The sequence below is a fragment of the Enterobacter sp. V89_11 genome, from assembly GCF_029967775.1.
GTDB lineage: Bacteria > Pseudomonadota > Gammaproteobacteria > Enterobacterales > Enterobacteriaceae > Enterobacter > Enterobacter ludwigii.
This window is the reverse complement of sequence record NZ_JASCAN010000001.1, coordinates 304,107-319,409: the sequence shown is the minus strand read 5'-3', so window position 1 is coordinate 319,409 and position 15,303 is coordinate 304,107. Positions and strand designations below refer to the sequence as shown.

Genomic DNA, 15,303 nt, shown 5'->3' with positions numbered 1-15,303 from the left:
CATGAAAAAAACCGTCATTGCTCTGCTGGCACTGCTTGCCAGTGGAGCCAGTCTGGCCGCGACGCCATGGCAGAAAATTACCCATCCTGTGGCGGGCAGCGCGCAGTCTATTGGCGCGTTCTCGAACGGCTGTATCGTTGGGGCACAGGAACTTCCGCTGCAGTCCGATACCTATCAGGTGATGCGTACCGACCAGCGTCGTTATTTTGGCCACCCGGATCTGGTGCTGTTTATCCAGCGTCTGGGAAACCAGGTGCATAACCTGGGGCTGGGCACGATGCTGATTGGCGATATGGGGATGCCTGCCGGCGGTCGGTTCAACGGCGGACACGCTAGTCACCAGACCGGTCTCGATGTCGATATCTTCCTGCAACTGCCGAAAGCGCGCTGGAGTTCAGCCCAGTTGCTGAAACCGCAGGCGCTGGATCTGGTGGCGCGCGACGGTAAAAATGTCGTGCCATCGTTGTGGACGCAGGACGTCTTCAGCATGATTAAGCTGGCGGCGAAAGATAACGATGTCACGCGGATTTTCGTGAACCCGGCCATCAAGCAGCAGCTCTGCCTGGATGCCGGCACCGATCGCGACTGGCTGCGTAAAGTGCGTCCGTGGTTCCAGCATCGTGCACATATGCACGTTCGTCTGCGCTGCCCGGCAAACAGCCTGGAATGTGAAGATCAGCCGTTACCCCCGCCAGGCGATGGCTGCGGTGCGGAACTGCAGAGCTGGTTTGAGCCGGCAAAACCTGGAACCTCTAAGCCTGAGAAGAAGACACCGCCTCCGTTGCCGCCTTCCTGCCAGGCGCTACTGGATGAGCATGTACTTTAATGGATAATTTCGTCGAACTGTTTATGGTGTCGCCGCTTCTGCTGGTGGTGCTTTTCTTTGTGGCGATGCTGGCCGGGTTTATTGATGCTCTGGCGGGCGGCGGTGGTTTGTTAACCGTACCGGCGCTGCTGGCCGCGGGCATGAGCCCGGCACAGGCGCTCGCCACTAACAAGCTTCAGGCGTGCGGTGGCTCGCTCTCCGCGTCGCTCTATTTTATTCGCCGTAAGGTCGTCAGTCTGGCTGACCAGAAGCTCAATATCCTGATGACCTTTATTGGTTCGACCTCGGGTGCACTGCTGGTTCAGCATGTACAGTCCGATATTCTGCGCCAGATCCTCCCCATTCTGGTTATCTGCATCGGTCTCTACTTTTTGTTGATGCCAAAGCTCGGGGAAGAAGACCGGCAGCGACGTCTGCATGGCCTGCCGTTCGCTCTTATCGCGGGTGGCTGCGTCGGGTTTTACGATGGCTTCTTTGGCCCCGGAGCAGGCTCGTTCTATGCCCTTGCGTTCGTGACGCTGGCCGGCTTTAATCTCGCTAAATCCACCGCCCACGCCAAAGTGCTCAATGCGACGTCAAACGTCGGCGGCCTGCTGCTGTTTATCATTGGTGGCAAAGTTATCTGGGCAACCGGATTTGTGATGATGGCAGGGCAGTTTTTAGGCGCACGCGCGGGCTCGCGTCTGGTATTAAGCAAAGGACAGAAGCTCATTCGCCCGATGATTGTTGTCGTCTCAGCGGTCATGAGTGCCAAACTGCTTTATGACAGCCATGGACAAGAGATCCTCACCTGGCTGGGAATGAATTAATGAACACAACCCATAAATACGAACAGCTGATTGAGATTTTTGATGGCTGTTTTGCTGATGATTTTAATACCCGTCTGATTAAAGGCGACGACGAACCGATCTATCTTCCTGCTGATGCGGACGTGCCGTATAACCGTATCGTGTTCGCGCACGGCTTTTACGCCAGCGGGTTACACGAGATTTCGCACTGGTGTATAGCGGGGAAAGCGCGTCGTGAGCAGGTGGACTTCGGCTACTGGTATTGTCCGGACGGCCGTGACGCCGCCACGCAGAGCCAGTTTGAAGATGTGGAGGTGAAACCGCAGGCGCTGGAATGGTTATTCTGTGTGGCGGCAGGTTTCCCGTTCAACGTCAGCTGTGACAACCTCGAAGGAGAGGTCGAGCCAGACCGTATTGTCTTCCAGCGCCGCGTTCATGCGCAGGTGATGGAGTATCTTGAGAAAGGCATCCCGGAACGCCCGGCGCGCCTGATCGAGGCCTTACAGAATTATTACCACACGCCGGAGATCACGGCGGAATGCTTCCCTTGGCCGGAAGATCTTTAACAGAGGAAAGAAGATGATCGCAGAATTTGAATCACGCATTCTGGCGTTAATTGATGACATGGTGGAACACGCCAGTGATGATGAGCTGTTCGCCAGCGGTTATCTGCGTGGTCACCTGACGCTGGCTGTCGCTGAGCTGGAAGCAGGGGACGATCACTCTGCCGAGGCCATTCATGATGAAGTGAGCCGCAGCCTGGAGAAAGCGATCCAGGCAGGGGAACTCTCTCCGCGTGACCAGTCATTAGTGCTGGGTATGTGGGACACCCTGTTCCAGCAGGCAAAAGGCAGGTAGTCATTTTTCCTCCCTCTCCCGGTGGGAGAGGGAGGACATCGACCCGCACGTTACTTCACCCTTTTTCCTTTCAGTAACTTCCGTACCCACAAACGGTTGGGATTGAGCCCCGCAAGCGTAACGCTGTCCAGCGGAACGGGCTCATCACTCATCTGTGCCGCCAGCACTTCGGCCAGCAACGGCGCTGAGCATAATCCCCGTGAACCGAGTCCCCCGAGCATAAACAGCTGCGGATAAACTGGCGCACTCACCGCGGTATCACGGTTTTCAGCAAGATTCTGATAAGCCTCAAGCGTTGCTTCATAGTCAGGCACATTTCCCGCCATCGGCAGATGGTCCCGGGTGGCGCAGCGTACGCCACAGCGCGCGTCACCGGCGCTGATATCAACCTCTTTTGCCCAGTCGGCCTGCGGGAAGCAGTTGAGCAGGCGCTGGCGATTTTGCTGCTGATCGTCTTCGCTGTAGCGCATGTCGGTCTCACCGCGATGGTAGCTGGCACCAATGCAGTGGTGGCCGTTGGATGGATTTTGTGGCGTCAGATAGCCGTCGTAGCAGAGTACCTGCTTCAGTTTTTCCAGCGCTGGCGAGGTGGGGATATGGCTGACCTGGCCGCCGACAGGGTAAAGCGGCAGCTTTTCCGTCTGGTTGAACTGGCTGATAGGGTGACCGTTGGCCAGCACTACGCAGGTATGCTGCGCCTCTTCGCCGGTGGTGAAATGCAGGTTCCAGTGCTCCGTGTGGTGAAGTGAGGCGACCTGGCGGGAATAGTGCACCGTCAACCCGCGCGACTGCGCCAGCGCAATGGCTGCCGTGGTCAGATCTGCCGGACACAGCCAGCCACCGAGCGGATAGTGGATACCGTCGCAGCCCGTATCGACGCCCGCGGTTTCGGTTATCTGCTGCGCATTCACCGCCCGGGCAATTTCGAGCGGCAGACCCAGCGACAACATGTGCGCGATTTTTTGCTGGCTCTTCTCATCCCAGCCCAGTTGCGTAACGCCACACCAGTCGTGGTCAAACGCCACAGGCAGGGCATCATACAGGCGCCGGGCAAAGGTAAAGGCTGCCGGGAAAAACTGGCTCAGCGCCGGATCGTGAGCGCTTAACAGTGGGTAGAGCGCCCCCTGGCGGTTGCCGGAAGCGCCCTTTGCCGGCGCGTCGTCGGCGCAGTAGAGCGTTACCTGCCAGCCACGGTGTAAAAGCGCGAGCGAAAGCAGGGCGCTGGCAATCCCGCCGCCGACAATTGCTACCTCTCGTGAAGTGCTGGCGCTGCGTGAAAACCAGGGCGTCTGAGCGGGGATCTCCAGCGTCTGATCCATTCTTCCGACCAGCATGTCGCGCTTGCGACCAAAACCTTTGGTCTTTTGCATGGTAAAGCCGGCCTCCTGCAATCCGCGGCGGACAAAGCCTGCCGAGGTGAAGGTCGCGAGCGTTGCGCCAGGACGCGCCAGGCGTGCCATTGCGTTAAACAGATGCTGGCTCCACATGTCCGGATTCTTGGCGGGGGCAAAACCATCGAGGAACCATGCGTCCACTTTCTGATTCATTGAATCATCAAGCTTATCGGTCAGATCATTGATGTCGCCGAGCCACAGATCCAGCGTGACGCGCCCGCCGTCCAGCAGCAGACGATGACAGCCGCCGAGGTGCGGCGGCCACTGCGCCTGAAGCTGCTCCGCCCATGGCGCAAGTTCCGGCCAGTGTTGATGGGCCAGACGAAGGTCATGCGCGGTGAGCGGAAATTTTTCAAAACTGATGAAATGTAATCTTTGCAGTGTAGCGTCAGGGTGAGCAGCGTGAAACTGATCGAACATCTGCCAGAGGGTGAGAAAATTCAGACCGGTACCAAACCCGCTCTCGGCGACCACGAACAGACTGCGCTGATGCGTGGGGAAACGGGCGTTTAACTGGTTTCCGTCGAGGAAAACATAGCGGGTTTCTTCCAGTCCGTTATCATTAGAAAAGTAGACGTCATCAAAATCTCGGGAAACAGGTGTACCCTCAGCGTTGAATTCGAGGTTGGCGGGTTGTATAGCGTTTTGTTTCACGTAAGTTACTCGTCTGACAGGCAGTGACACGATCTTAACGATGTGCGTCCATCGGTGCAAATTTCCGCAGAAAATGTCTGATCGGACTTGTTCGGCGTACAAGTGTACGCTATTGTGCGACTCGAAACTTAATATAGTGCGACTTACAGAGGTATTGAATGAAACGTGCAGTGATTACTGGCCTGGGCATCGTTTCCAGCATCGGTAATAACCAGCAGGAAGTCCTGGCATCTCTGCGTGAAGGACGCTCCGGGATCACTTTCTCTGAAGAGTTTAAAGATTCAGGTATGCGTAGCCACGTATGGGGTAACGTCAAACTGGACACCACCGGTTTGATTGACCGTAAAGTGGTTCGTTTCATGAACGATGCCTCTATTTATGCTTATCTCTCCATGCAGGAAGCGATTGCGGATGCGGGTCTGAGCGCGGAAGTTTACCAGAACAACCCACGCGTAGGTCTGATCGCCGGTTCCGGTGGCTCATCTAAAGCGCAGGTTTTTGGTGCCGACGCAATGCGTAGCCCACGTGGTCTGAAAGCGGTAGGTCCTTATGTTGTGACTAAAGCTATGGGTTCAGCGGTTTCCGCTTGCCTGGCGACCCCGTTCAAAATCCACGGCGTTAACTACTCCATCAGCTCTGCCTGTGCGACCTCCGCACACTGCATCGGTAATGCGGTTGAGCAGATCCAGCTGGGTAAACAGGACATCGTGTTTGCTGGCGGCGGCGAAGAACTGGGCTGGGAAATGGCCTGTGAATTCGACGCAATGGGGGCACTGTCCACCAAATATAACGAAACTCCGGATAAAGCATCCCGTACCTATGATGCGCACCGTGACGGTTTCGTTATCGCAGGCGGCGGCGGTATGGTTGTGGTTGAAGAGCTGGAGCACGCGCTGGCGCGTGGTGCGCACATCTACGCTGAGATCGTGGGCTACGGTGCAACGTCTGACGGCGCTGACATGGTGGCTCCATCCGGTGAAGGCGCAGTGCGCTGCATGAAGATGGCGATGCACGGCGTTGACACACCAATCGACTACCTGAACTCCCACGGTACCTCTACTCCGGTAGGCGACGTGAAAGAGTTGGGTGCGATCCGTGAAGTGTTCGGTGACAACAGCCCGGCTATCTCTGCGACCAAAGCCATGACCGGTCACTCTCTGGGTGCTGCTGGCGTTCAGGAAGCGATCTACTCTCTGCTGATGCTGGAAAATGGCTTTATCGCCCCAAGCATCAACATTGACGAGATGGACGAGCAGGCCGCAGGTCTGAACATCGTGACCCAGCCAAAAGAAGCGACACTGACTACCGTCATGTCCAACAGCTTCGGTTTCGGCGGTACTAACGCCACGCTGGTGATGCGTAAGTACAACGCATAAGTTCTGACTGATTCAAAAGGGGAGCCTGACGGCTCCTTTTTTTATGCATTGACAAGCGGCTGATCTCGCAGGCAAACTTCCTACCTCAACATTATCCTCACGATAATGCGTAAGCGTTCAACGTCAACCAACGCACCTAAATCCTGGTTATCAGGAAGAGGGGGCGTGGTTTTTCCCCGCCTTACTCTTCATTTCGGAGTAAAGCATGACTGCAGTCACTCAAACAGAAACAACCTCTTCAGCGAACGTCTCGCTGTTTCGCATCGCGTTTGCGGTGTTCCTGACCTATATGACCGTCGGCCTGCCGCTGCCGGTGATCCCGCTGTTTGTTCATCAGGAGCTGGGCTATGGCAACACCATGGTCGGCGTCGCTGTGGGTATTCAGTTCCTGGCTACGGTATTAACCCGCGGTTATGCCGGACGTCTGGCGGATCAGCACGGGGCAAAACGCTCGGCGTTACAGGGCATGTTTGCCTGTGGTCTGGCGGGAGGTGCATGGCTGCTGGCCGCTCTCCTGCCGGTTGACGCTGCGTATAAATTTGCGCTGCTGATCGTGGGGCGTTTAATCCTGGGCTTTGGTGAAAGCCAGCTCCTGACCGGTACGCTGACATGGGGTATGGGACTGGTGGGGCCTGCACGCTCCGGCAAAGTCATGTCCTGGAATGGCATGGCCATTTATGGCGCGCTTGCCGCAGGCGCCCCGCTCGGGTTGCTTATCCACAGCCACTTTGGCTTTGCCGCGCTGGCAGCGACCACCCTGATGCTGCCGCTGCTGGCATGGGCATTCAACGGTCCGGTGCGTAAAGTCCCTGCCCATAAAGGGGAGCGCCCGTCTTTGTGGAGCGTGGTGGGTCAAATCTGGCAGCCGGGCCTTGGCCTGGCCCTGCAGGGCGTCGGTTTTGCGGTAATCGGTACGTTCGTCTCGCTCTACTTTGTGAGCCGCGGCTGGGCGATGGCAGGTTTTACGCTGACCGCCTTTGGTGGCGCATTTGTCTTAATGCGCGTGCTGTTCGGCTGGATGCCGGATCGTTTTGGCGGCGTGAAGGTTGCAGTGGCGTCACTGGTGATTGAAACCCTGGGTTTGCTGTTACTGTGGAATGCACCCGTTGCCTCCGTCGCGTTGTTAGGCGCGGCGTTGACCGGCTGCGGATGTTCGCTTATTTTCCCGGCGCTGGGTGTGGAGGTGGTAAAACGTGTCGCCCCGCAGGTGCGTGGCACGGCGCTTGGCGGCTATGCGGCGTTTCAGGATATCTCATACGGGGTAACCGGGCCGCTGGCAGGTCTTTTAGCAACGTCGTTCGGGTATCCGTCTGTTTTCCTGGCGGGCGCGGTTGCAGCGGTTGTGGGCATTGTGGTGACGCTGGTGGCGTTTCGTCAGTCTTAGCGGTTAAGTGCCGGGGCGGCAAGCCTTCCCCGGTGTGCTGTCGGCCCGGCAGGCGTAGCGCCACCGGGCGAAACCGTTATGCGACCAGCCAGAAAATCGCCAGTGCAATCATTAACGCAATAAACATCAACCCTGGACGGGCAGAGAGGGTTCTGAACGTTTCCACCACCGGCGCAAACAGCGGATTGTAGATTGGCTGTATGTTTCGTGCTTCCGGCACGCCCCCTTCGCGTTCGGCGCGGCGAACGAAAATCTGGTTGAGCACATCCTGCACCTGCGCGGTGGTCAGTACCGTTTGCGGTGTGGCCTGCCAGGTCTGCTGGGCGTAATCACGAATGGCGTCAAATTCGTTCGGCTCCAGCGGCTGCTTAAGTGCCGCCTGAACCGTGTGCAGGGTTGGAGCGGTCTGGGTGCTGAGCGTCTGACGCGCCTGTAGCCAGGTCACCAGATGCGTAAACTGTTTCGCCGGGATCAGCTCGCCCGCTTTTACGCCGGAGAGTTCCAGCATTGATTGCCAGATAAGCTTCGTTGGTTCGCCGGTGGCGGCGGCCAGCTTGGTCACCATCTGCTTGAGCGTGTTGTGCTCGGCAGGCAGCAGCGGACGCTCGGTCGCAGGGCGTTGCTGAGGCTGTGGAATTGACAGCTGATTGGTTTGCAGCAGCGTCAGTACGGTTTTGAGCTGTTCCGGGGTCAGCTGGCTCAGGGCGGTCTGACCAAACTGCTGGCGAATAAAATCACTCACCGCCTGGCGGTTATTTCCCTGGCCCAACAGCTCGGTCAGCTGCGAGACAATCTGGCGTGTGCTGTGATTCTGCTGTGCAGTATCAATCCGCTGGTGCAGGTTTTGCTCGGCAGCAGGGAAATGGCGCGACTGCAAAGGTGCGTCGTTCCTGACACCTAAATCGTGCTTTACCCCAGCCCAGACTTCCGCGTTTTGCTGCGACGTCAGCGCGATCAGACGCGTGATCAGTCGCTCCAGCACGGTGCGCTGTTGTGTCGATAGCGGTTGTTCGCCTGCAACGTTTGGCGTGACAGGGCCTTCACCCGGAGGGCGCGGCGGCGTACCTGAAATGGGCTGCATCGTCAAAAATCCTTAAAGTCAAAACTCAGCGTAAACCTGGCAGACGTATATGCCTGGCGGCCAGATTATGGCACACTTGATGGGTTTTCTTCCTCTCAAACAGGTACTCAGACGTGAAAATCCTCGTTGATGAAAATATGCCTTATGCCCGCGAGCTCTTTAGCCGCCTCGGCAACGTTAAGGCTGTCCCGGGTCGGCCGATCCCGGTAAACGAGCTGGATGATGCAGACGCGCTGATGGTGCGCTCGGTAACCAAAGTAAATGAGGCGTTGCTCTCCGGCAAAGCAGTGAAATTTGTCGGGACCGCAACGGCAGGGACGGATCATGTGGATGATAAATGGCTTAAGCAGGCGGGGATCGGTTTTTCAGCCGCGCCGGGCTGCAACGCCATTGCGGTCGTGGAATATGTCTTCTCCTCCCTGCTGATGCTGGCAGAGCGCGACGGTTTTGCGTTGCAGGACCGTACCGTCGGGATTGTTGGTGTGGGCAACGTGGGTGGGCGCCTGCATAAACGTCTTGAGGCGTTAGGCATTCGCACCCTGCTGTGCGATCCGCCGCGTAAAGACAACGGTGATGAAGGCGACTTCCGTTCGCTGGATGAACTGGTTGCACAGTGCGATGTGATCACTTTCCATACGCCGCTGTTTAAAGAGGGGCCTTATAAGTCGCTGCACCTTGCTGACGAAGCCCTGATCCGTCGTCTGAAGCCTGGCACTATTCTGATAAATGCCTGCCGGGGTCCGGTGGTCGATAACCTTGCGCTGCTGAAATGTCTGGAAGAGGGGCAAGCGCTTAGCGTGGTGCTGGACGTCTGGGAGCCGGAGCCTGAGCTTAACGTTGCGCTGCTTAACAAGGTGGACGTCGCAACGGCGCATATAGCCGGTTATACCCTTGAAGGAAAAGCCCGCGGCACGACGCAGGTCTTTGAGGCCTATAGCGCCTTTATCGGCCATCCACAGCAGGTGGCGCTGGATACCTTACTGCCTGCGCCTGAATTTGGCCGCATTACCCTGCACGGACCACTCGATCAGGCAACGCTGAAACGACTGGTCCATTTGGTGTATGATGTGCGCCGCGATGACGCGCTGCTGCGTAAAGTGGCGGGTATTCCGGGTGAGTTTGATAAGCTGCGCAAGAACTATGTTGAGCGCCGCGAGTGGTCTTCCCTGTATGTGATTTGCGACGACGCAACGGCTGCGACGCAGCTGCATAAACTGGGTTTTAACGCCGTTCATCATCCGGCACATTAATGTCTTCTTAATGCTCCCTGTTGGATACTCCGACAGGGACGCTTTTTTATTTCTGGAGTAAACCACCATGTCTGAAGGCTGGAACATTGCCATTTTAGGTGCCACGGGTGCCGTGGGTGAAGCCCTGCTCGAAACCCTTGCTGAGCGTCAGTTCCCGGTGGGTGATATCTATGCGCTGGCGCGTACAGATAGCGCGGGTGAACATCTGCGTTTTGGCGGTAAATCTGTCATGGTTCAGGATGCGGCCGGGTTCGACTGGACTCAGGCGCAGCTGGCGTTTTTTGCAGCCGGTGCTGAGGCTACGGCGTCTTACATTGAAGAGGCCACCAACTCGGGTTGTCTGGTGATTGATTTAAGCGGCCTGTTCGCGCTTGAGCCGGATGTGCCGCTGGTGGTGCCGGATGTGAATCCGTTTGTGCTGGCAGACTACCGAAACCGCAACGTTATCGCCGTACCGAACAGCCTGACCAGTCAGCTGCTTACCGCGCTGAAACCGCTGATCGACGAAGGCGGCCTGTCGCGTATCTTCGTCACCAGCCTGCTGTCTGCGTCTGCCAACGGCAAGCAAGCGGTTAACGCGCTGGCCGGGCAGAGCGCGAAATTGCTGAGCGGCGTTCCGATTGATGAAGACGACTATTTTGGTCGCCAGCTGGCGTTTAACATGCTGCCACTGCTGCCGGATCGCGAAGGCAGCGTGCGCGAAGAGCGCCGTATTGTCGATGAAGTCCGCAAAATCCTGCAGGATGATGGCCTGATGATCTCTGCCAGCTGCGTGCAGTCTCCTGTCTTCTACGGCCACGCACAGATGGTCGGTTTTGAAGCGCTGCGCCCGCTCGCCGCAGAAGAAGCGCGTGACGCGTTTGGTCGCGGTGAGGATATCGCCCTCTCCGAAGAGAGTGAGTTCCCGACACAGGTTGGTGATGCGACCGGTAGTGCACATCTGTCTGTTGGCTGCGTGCGTAACGATTACGGAATGCCTGAGCAGATCCAGTTCTGGTCAGTTGCCGATAACGTTCGCTTTGGCGGCGCGCTGATGGCGGTGAAAATTGCGGAGAAACTCGTGCAGGAGTACCTGTACTGATGTCAGAAGTGGATCACAAGCCTGTTCATAAAATTGCCCTCGGTATTGAGTACGATGGCAGTAAGTATTATGGCTGGCAGCGTCAAAATGAGGTGCGCAGCGTCCAGGAAAAACTGGAAAAAGCGCTCTCTCAGGTGGCGAACGAACCGATAAGCGTTTTCTGTGCCGGGCGTACGGATGCCGGCGTTCACGGCACGGGGCAGGTGGTTCATTTTGAAACCACCGCTGTGCGAAAGGACGCCGCATGGACGCTGGGGGTGAATGCGAATTTACCTGGAGACATTGCAGTTCGTTGGGTTAAAGATGTTCCCGATGATTTTCATGCGCGTTTCAGCGCCACCGCGCGCCGTTACCGCTATGTCATCTACAATCAGCGTCTACGTCCGGCGGTGTTAAGCCAGGGCGTGACGCATTTTTATGAACCGCTTGATGCTGAACGTATGCATCGTGCGGCGCAGTGTCTGATTGGTGAAAATGACTTTACCTCGTTCCGTGCGGTGCAGTGCCAGTCCCGTACGCCGTGGCGTAATGTCATGCACATAAACGTCAGCCGTTATGGCGCGTATGTGGTGGTGGATATCAAAGCCAATGCCTTTGTACATCATATGGTGCGGAATATTGTGGGCAGCCTGATGGAAGTGGGTGCCGGACACCAGCCGGAGAGCTGGATTGCAGAACTGCTGGCAGCGAAGGACAGAACGCTTGCGGCAGCCACGGCGAAAGCGGAAGGGCTGTATCTGGTCTCGGTAGACTATCCGGATCGGTTTGACCTGCCGAAACCGCCAATGGGCCCGCTGTTTTTAGCGGACTAATCAAAGGTGCAATTAAGGCTTAGACAAAATGGACGTAATACGTTTTTTGATTGATTTCATCCTGCATATTGATGTTCACCTGGCGGAGCTGGTCGCGCAGTACGGCGTCTGGGTTTACGCTATTCTGTTCCTCATTCTGTTCTGTGAAACCGGTCTGGTTGTCACCCCGTTCCTGCCGGGGGATTCACTGCTGTTCGTGGCCGGCGCGTTATCCGCGTTACCGACTAACGATTTGAATGTGCATCTGATGGTTGTGTTGATGGTTATCGCCGCGATCATTGGTGATGCGGTGAACTACACGATTGGACGGGTGTTTGGTGAGCGGCTTTTCAGCAATCCGGACTCGAAAATTTTCCGTCGCAGCTATCTCGACAAAACCCATGCGTTCTATGAACGTCATGGCGGCAAAACCATTATCCTTGCCCGTTTTGTGCCTATTGTGCGTACATTTGCACCGTTTGTGGCGGGAATGGGGCATATGTCCTATCGTCACTTTGCGGCATATAACGTTGTTGGCGCGCTGCTGTGGGTGCTCCTGTTTACCTATGCCGGCTACCTGTTTGGCGATCTCCCGGTGGTCCAGGAAAACCTTAAGTTACTGATTGTAGCGATTATTGTGCTTTCGGTACTGCCTGGGGTTATTGAGATTATCCGTCACCGACGTGCGGCAGCAAAGCAAGCGAAGTAAATGCATACTGGCGGTTCGACCACTTTTTTATCCAAAGTTTCGGGCTGTTATGTTTTAATGTGCAACATTCATGGTCTGTTGGAGGCAAAAATGGCATTATTCGCCTCTTATAGCAAAACTGGCATACGACCAGGTTCAGGCAGAAAGGTTATCAATGAGCTGGATTGAACGAATTAAAAGCAACATAACCCCGACTCGTAAAGCGAGCATTCCTGAAGGGGTATGGACGAAGTGTGATAGCTGCGGCCAGGTTCTGTACCGCGCAGAGCTGGAACGCAATCTTGAGGTGTGTCCGAAGTGTGACCACCACATGCGTATGACGGCGCGTAATCGCCTGCATAGCCTGCTGGACGAAGGTTCTCTGGTAGAACTGGGTAGCGAGCTTGAGCCAAAAGACGTGCTGAAGTTCCGTGATTCCAAAAAATACAAAGACCGTCTGGCCTCTGCACAGAAAGAGACCGGCGAGAAAGACGCGCTGATCGTCATGAAAGGCACCCTGCACACGATGCCGGTGGTGGCTGCCGCGTTTGAGTTCTCCTTTATGGGTGGCTCAATGGGCTCTGTCGTGGGTGCGCGCTTCGTGCGTGCCGTTGAGCAGGCGCTGGAAGACAACTGCCCGCTGATCTGCTTCTCCGCTTCCGGTGGTGCACGTATGCAGGAAGCGCTGATGTCGCTGATGCAGATGGCGAAAACCTCTGCTGCGCTGGCGAAAATGCAGGAGCGCGGTTTGCCGTACATCTCCGTGCTGACCGACCCGACGATGGGTGGCGTTTCCGCAAGCTTTGCCATGCTGGGCGATCTGAACATCGCTGAGCCGAAAGCGCTGATCGGTTTTGCGGGTCCACGCGTCATCGAACAGACCGTACGTGAAAAACTGCCGCCGGGCTTCCAGCGCAGTGAGTTCCTCATCGAGAAAGGCGCTATCGACATGATCGTCCGCCGTCCGGAGATGCGCCTGAAACTGGCAAGCATCCTGGCGAAGCTGATGAATCTGCCAGCGCCGAACCCGGACGAGCCGCGCGAAGGCGTGGTGGTACCGGATCAGGAACCCGAGGCCTGATAACTGAAAAGGGCAGGGCCGGATGGCGCTGCCCTTTTGCTTTCTCAACTGTTAATGACCGGGCATCATGGAAAATAAAAGCATTCCCCAAGCCACGTCGCCCCTGGCCGCGTGGCTTTCTTATCTGGAAAACCTGCACAGTAAAACCATCGATATGGGGCTTGAGCGCGTAAGCCAGGTTGCCGCGCGTCTCGACGTACTGAAACCAGCGCCGTTTGTGTTCACCGTTGCCGGAACGAACGGTAAAGGCACGACGTGCCGCACGCTGGAATCTGTCCTGATGGCAGCAGGCTATAAGGTTGGCGTTTACAGCTCTCCACACCTCGTGCGGTATACCGAGCGGGTGCGTGTGCAAAACCGCGAGCTGCCGGAATCAGCGCATACTGCCTCTTTCGCGGAAATTGAAGCCGCGCGCGGTGAAATTTCATTAACCTATTTTGAATACGGTACCCTGTCGGCACTGTGGTTGTTTAAGCAGGCGCAGCTGGACGTGGTGATTCTGGAAGTCGGCCTCGGCGGGCGTCTTGATGCCACCAACATGGTGGATGCGGATGTGGCCGTCGTGACCAGCATTGCGCTGGATCATACCGACTGGCTGGGGCCGGATCGCGAAAGCATTGGTCGCGAGAAAGCCGGGATTTTCCGGGCGAATAAACCTGGCGTGGTCGGCGAGCCGGATATGCCGCACACCATTGCAGAGGTGGCGAATGAGACGGGTGCGCGTCTGCTGCGCCGTGGCGTAGACTGGCAGTATGAGGTTCAGGCAGACGGCTGGCGCTTTAGCGATGCGCAGGGCGCACTGGACAACCTGCCATTGCCGCAGGTGCCGCAGCCTAACGCGGCAACCGCGCTGGCGGCACTGCGCGCAAGCGGTCTGGCGGTGAGCGAGCAGGCGATTCGCGAGGGCATTGAGCGGGCGATCCTGCCCGGGCGTTTCCAGATTGTCAGCGAGTCACCGCGCCTGATCCTCGATGTGGCGCATAACCCGCATGCCGCGGCGTATCTCGCGGGACGTCTCAAATCGTTACCAAAAACCGGGCGCGTGCTGGCGGTTATCGGTATGCTTCATGATAAAGATATTGGCGGTACGCTGGCCTGCATGGAGAGTGTGGTCGATAGCTGGTATTGTGCTCCTCTGGAGGGGCCACGCGGGGCGACCGCTGAGCAGTTGATGGAACATCTCGGCAAAGGCGCAATCTATAATAGCGTGGCTCAGGCCTGGCATGCCGCGATGGCGGATGCTAAACCAGAAGATACCGTGCTGGTGTGTGGTTCGTTCCACACGGTGGCACATGTCATGGAAGTGATGGACGCGGGGAGAACCGGTGGCGAGTAAGTTTCAGAACCGTTTAGCAGGAACAATAGTGCTGGTGGCGCTGGGAGTCATTATTCTCCCGGGCCTGCTCGACGGGCAGAAAAAGCACTATCAGGATGAGTTTGCAGCCATTCCACTGGTACCGAAACCGGGCGATCGCGACGAGCCGGATATGCTGCCTGCGGCGACACAGGCCCTTCCTGCTCAGCCGCCGGAAGGCGCAGCGGAAGAGGTTCGCGCGGGTGATGCGGCTGCGCCGTCTCTTGATCCGTCTCGTCTGGCGGCGAGCAACACCAACGATATCGATCCTGTAACGGTTCCGGTCGTGCAGCCTAAACCGGCTGAGAAACCGAAGCCGGTCGAAAAAACGCAGCCGAAACCGCAGCGTGATAAAACGAGCGAACAGCTTACCGCAGCGACAGAGACACCGCCTCCGGCGAAATCGGCTCAGCAGGAAGCCGCTCCGACGGGCAAAGCCTACGTCGTGCAGCTGGGTGCGCTGAAAAATGCCGATAAGGTCAATGAGGTGGTGGGTAAACTGCGCAGTGCGGGATATCGTGTTTACACTTCACCTTCCACGCCGGTACAGGGTAAAATTACCCGTATTCTCGTGGGGCCAGAAGCGTCCAAAGATAAGCTTAAAGGATCGCTGGGTGAGCTGAAGCAGATCTCCGGCCTGAGCGGTGTGGTGATGAGCTACAGCGCGAACTAACCCCTCCCTCACCCTTATCCTTTC

General features: G+C 56.9%; 15 protein-coding genes. 13 read left to right on the top strand and 2 right to left on the bottom strand.

Features of this window, described 5'->3' with window-relative positions:
- Position 1 precedes the first annotated feature (1 nt).
- The 4 genes from mepA to QLG09_RS01375 are packed head-to-tail and all read left to right on the top strand — an operon-like array spanning position 2 to position 2,472.
- The gene (gene mepA, locus QLG09_RS01390; protein WP_014171044.1) at positions 2-826 is read left to right on the top strand and encodes a penicillin-insensitive murein endopeptidase; all 825 of its coding nucleotides are present in this window, start codon (positions 2-4) and stop codon (positions 824-826) included.
- Positions 826-1,635 carry a sulfite exporter TauE/SafE family protein gene (locus QLG09_RS01385; protein ID WP_014171043.1) on the top strand — a complete coding sequence of 270 codons (810 nt, stop codon included), beginning with the start codon at positions 826-828 and terminating at the stop codon, positions 1,633-1,635. The genes mepA and QLG09_RS01385 overlap by 1 nt, the downstream gene beginning before the upstream one ends.
- Positions 1,635-2,180 carry an elongation factor P hydroxylase gene (locus QLG09_RS01380; protein WP_020883114.1) on the top strand — a complete coding sequence of 182 codons (546 nt, stop codon included), beginning with the start codon at positions 1,635-1,637 and terminating at the stop codon, positions 2,178-2,180. Before QLG09_RS01385 ends, QLG09_RS01380 begins: the two co-directional genes overlap by 1 nt.
- 13 nt (positions 2,181-2,193) lie before the next feature.
- On the top strand, positions 2,194-2,472 hold the full coding sequence (locus QLG09_RS01375; protein WP_014171041.1) for a YfcL family protein: 279 nt from the start codon (positions 2,194-2,196) through the stop codon (positions 2,470-2,472).
- Between the two features lie 50 nt (positions 2,473-2,522).
- Here the strand turns inward: QLG09_RS01375 and mnmC are convergent, their stop codons facing one another.
- On the bottom strand, positions 2,523-4,520 hold the full coding sequence (mnmC, locus tag QLG09_RS01370) for a bifunctional tRNA (5-methylaminomethyl-2-thiouridine)(34)-methyltransferase MnmD/FAD-dependent 5-carboxymethylaminomethyl-2-thiouridine(34) oxidoreductase MnmC (RefSeq protein WP_282488689.1): 1,998 nt from the start codon (positions 4,518-4,520) through the stop codon (positions 2,523-2,525).
- Between the two features lie 158 nt (positions 4,521-4,678).
- On the opposite strand from mnmC, the gene fabB reads away from it, so the two are divergent.
- Together fabB and QLG09_RS01360 are read left to right on the top strand one after the other, a co-directional pair.
- Positions 4,679-5,896 (top strand): beta-ketoacyl-ACP synthase I, encoded by a 1,218-nt coding sequence (fabB, locus tag QLG09_RS01365; RefSeq protein ID WP_014171039.1) that lies wholly within the window; start codon positions 4,679-4,681, stop codon positions 5,894-5,896.
- A gap of 205 nt (positions 5,897-6,101) precedes the next feature.
- The gene (locus tag QLG09_RS01360) at positions 6,102-7,280 is read left to right on the top strand and encodes an MFS transporter (RefSeq protein ID WP_059306631.1); all 1,179 of its coding nucleotides are present in this window, start codon (positions 6,102-6,104) and stop codon (positions 7,278-7,280) included.
- Between the two features lie 76 nt (positions 7,281-7,356).
- Here the strand turns inward: QLG09_RS01360 and flk are convergent, their stop codons facing one another.
- Positions 7,357-8,361 carry a flagella biosynthesis regulator Flk gene (gene flk / locus QLG09_RS01355; protein ID WP_049022640.1) on the bottom strand — a complete coding sequence of 335 codons (1,005 nt, stop codon included), beginning with the start codon at positions 8,359-8,361 and terminating at the stop codon, positions 7,357-7,359.
- A 113-nt stretch (positions 8,362-8,474) separates the two neighbouring features.
- Here flk and pdxB point away from each other — a divergent pair, with 113 nt between their 5' ends.
- From pdxB to dedD, 7 genes are all read left to right on the top strand, one after another.
- The gene (gene pdxB / locus QLG09_RS01350; protein ID WP_020883119.1) at positions 8,475-9,611 is read left to right on the top strand and encodes a 4-phosphoerythronate dehydrogenase PdxB; all 1,137 of its coding nucleotides are present in this window, start codon (positions 8,475-8,477) and stop codon (positions 9,609-9,611) included.
- 67 nt (positions 9,612-9,678) lie between these two features.
- Positions 9,679-10,692, top strand: coding sequence for an aspartate-semialdehyde dehydrogenase (locus QLG09_RS01345; RefSeq protein ID WP_014171035.1), 1,014 nt, complete (start codon positions 9,679-9,681; stop codon positions 10,690-10,692).
- Positions 10,692-11,504, top strand: a complete 813-nt coding sequence (truA, locus tag QLG09_RS01340; protein ID WP_025203571.1) for a tRNA pseudouridine(38-40) synthase TruA — start codon at positions 10,692-10,694, stop codon at positions 11,502-11,504. Before QLG09_RS01345 ends, truA begins: the two co-directional genes overlap by 1 nt.
- Positions 11,505-11,532: 28 nt before the next feature.
- Complete coding sequence (locus QLG09_RS01335) at positions 11,533-12,192, top strand: DedA family protein (RefSeq protein ID WP_020883122.1); 660 nt, start codon at positions 11,533-11,535, stop codon at positions 12,190-12,192.
- Between the two features lie 154 nt (positions 12,193-12,346).
- A complete protein-coding gene (accD, locus tag QLG09_RS01330; RefSeq protein ID WP_020883123.1) occupies positions 12,347-13,252 on the top strand; it encodes an acetyl-CoA carboxylase, carboxyltransferase subunit beta in 906 nt (301 codons plus the stop codon).
- 67 nt (positions 13,253-13,319) lie between these two features.
- The gene (gene folC / locus QLG09_RS01325) at positions 13,320-14,588 is read left to right on the top strand and encodes a bifunctional tetrahydrofolate synthase/dihydrofolate synthase (RefSeq protein ID WP_040018046.1); all 1,269 of its coding nucleotides are present in this window, start codon (positions 13,320-13,322) and stop codon (positions 14,586-14,588) included.
- Entirely contained in the window at positions 14,578-15,279 is a 702-nt protein-coding gene (gene dedD, locus QLG09_RS01320; RefSeq protein WP_049022641.1) for a cell division protein DedD, read from the top strand. The genes folC and dedD overlap by 11 nt, the downstream gene beginning before the upstream one ends.
- Positions 15,280-15,303 lie beyond the last annotated feature (24 nt).

Excerpts from the sequence above, each read along its gene's own strand:
- mepA (WP_014171044.1), top strand. The coding sequence starts at position 2 with ATGAAAAAAACCGTCATTGCTCTGCTGGCACTGCTTGCCAGTGGAGCC.
- folC (WP_040018046.1), top strand. The coding sequence starts at position 13,320 with ATGGAAAATAAAAGCATTCCCCAAGCCACGTCGCCCCTGGCCGCGTGG.
- QLG09_RS01380 (WP_020883114.1), top strand. The coding sequence starts at position 1,635 with ATGAACACAACCCATAAATACGAACAGCTGATTGAGATTTTTGATGGC.
- fabB (WP_014171039.1), top strand. The coding sequence starts at position 4,679 with ATGAAACGTGCAGTGATTACTGGCCTGGGCATCGTTTCCAGCATCGGT.
- truA (WP_025203571.1), top strand. The coding sequence starts at position 10,692 with ATGTCAGAAGTGGATCACAAGCCTGTTCATAAAATTGCCCTCGGTATT.
- QLG09_RS01345 (WP_014171035.1), top strand. The coding sequence starts at position 9,679 with ATGTCTGAAGGCTGGAACATTGCCATTTTAGGTGCCACGGGTGCCGTG.
- accD (WP_020883123.1), top strand. The coding sequence starts at position 12,347 with ATGAGCTGGATTGAACGAATTAAAAGCAACATAACCCCGACTCGTAAA.
- QLG09_RS01385 (WP_014171043.1), top strand. The coding sequence starts at position 826 with ATGGATAATTTCGTCGAACTGTTTATGGTGTCGCCGCTTCTGCTGGTG.
- QLG09_RS01335 (WP_020883122.1), top strand. The coding sequence starts at position 11,533 with ATGGACGTAATACGTTTTTTGATTGATTTCATCCTGCATATTGATGTT.
- QLG09_RS01375 (WP_014171041.1), top strand. The coding sequence starts at position 2,194 with ATGATCGCAGAATTTGAATCACGCATTCTGGCGTTAATTGATGACATG.
- QLG09_RS01360 (WP_059306631.1), top strand. The coding sequence starts at position 6,102 with ATGACTGCAGTCACTCAAACAGAAACAACCTCTTCAGCGAACGTCTCG.
- flk (WP_049022640.1), bottom strand. The coding sequence starts at position 8,361 with ATGCAGCCCATTTCAGGTACGCCGCCGCGCCCTCCGGGTGAAGGCCCT.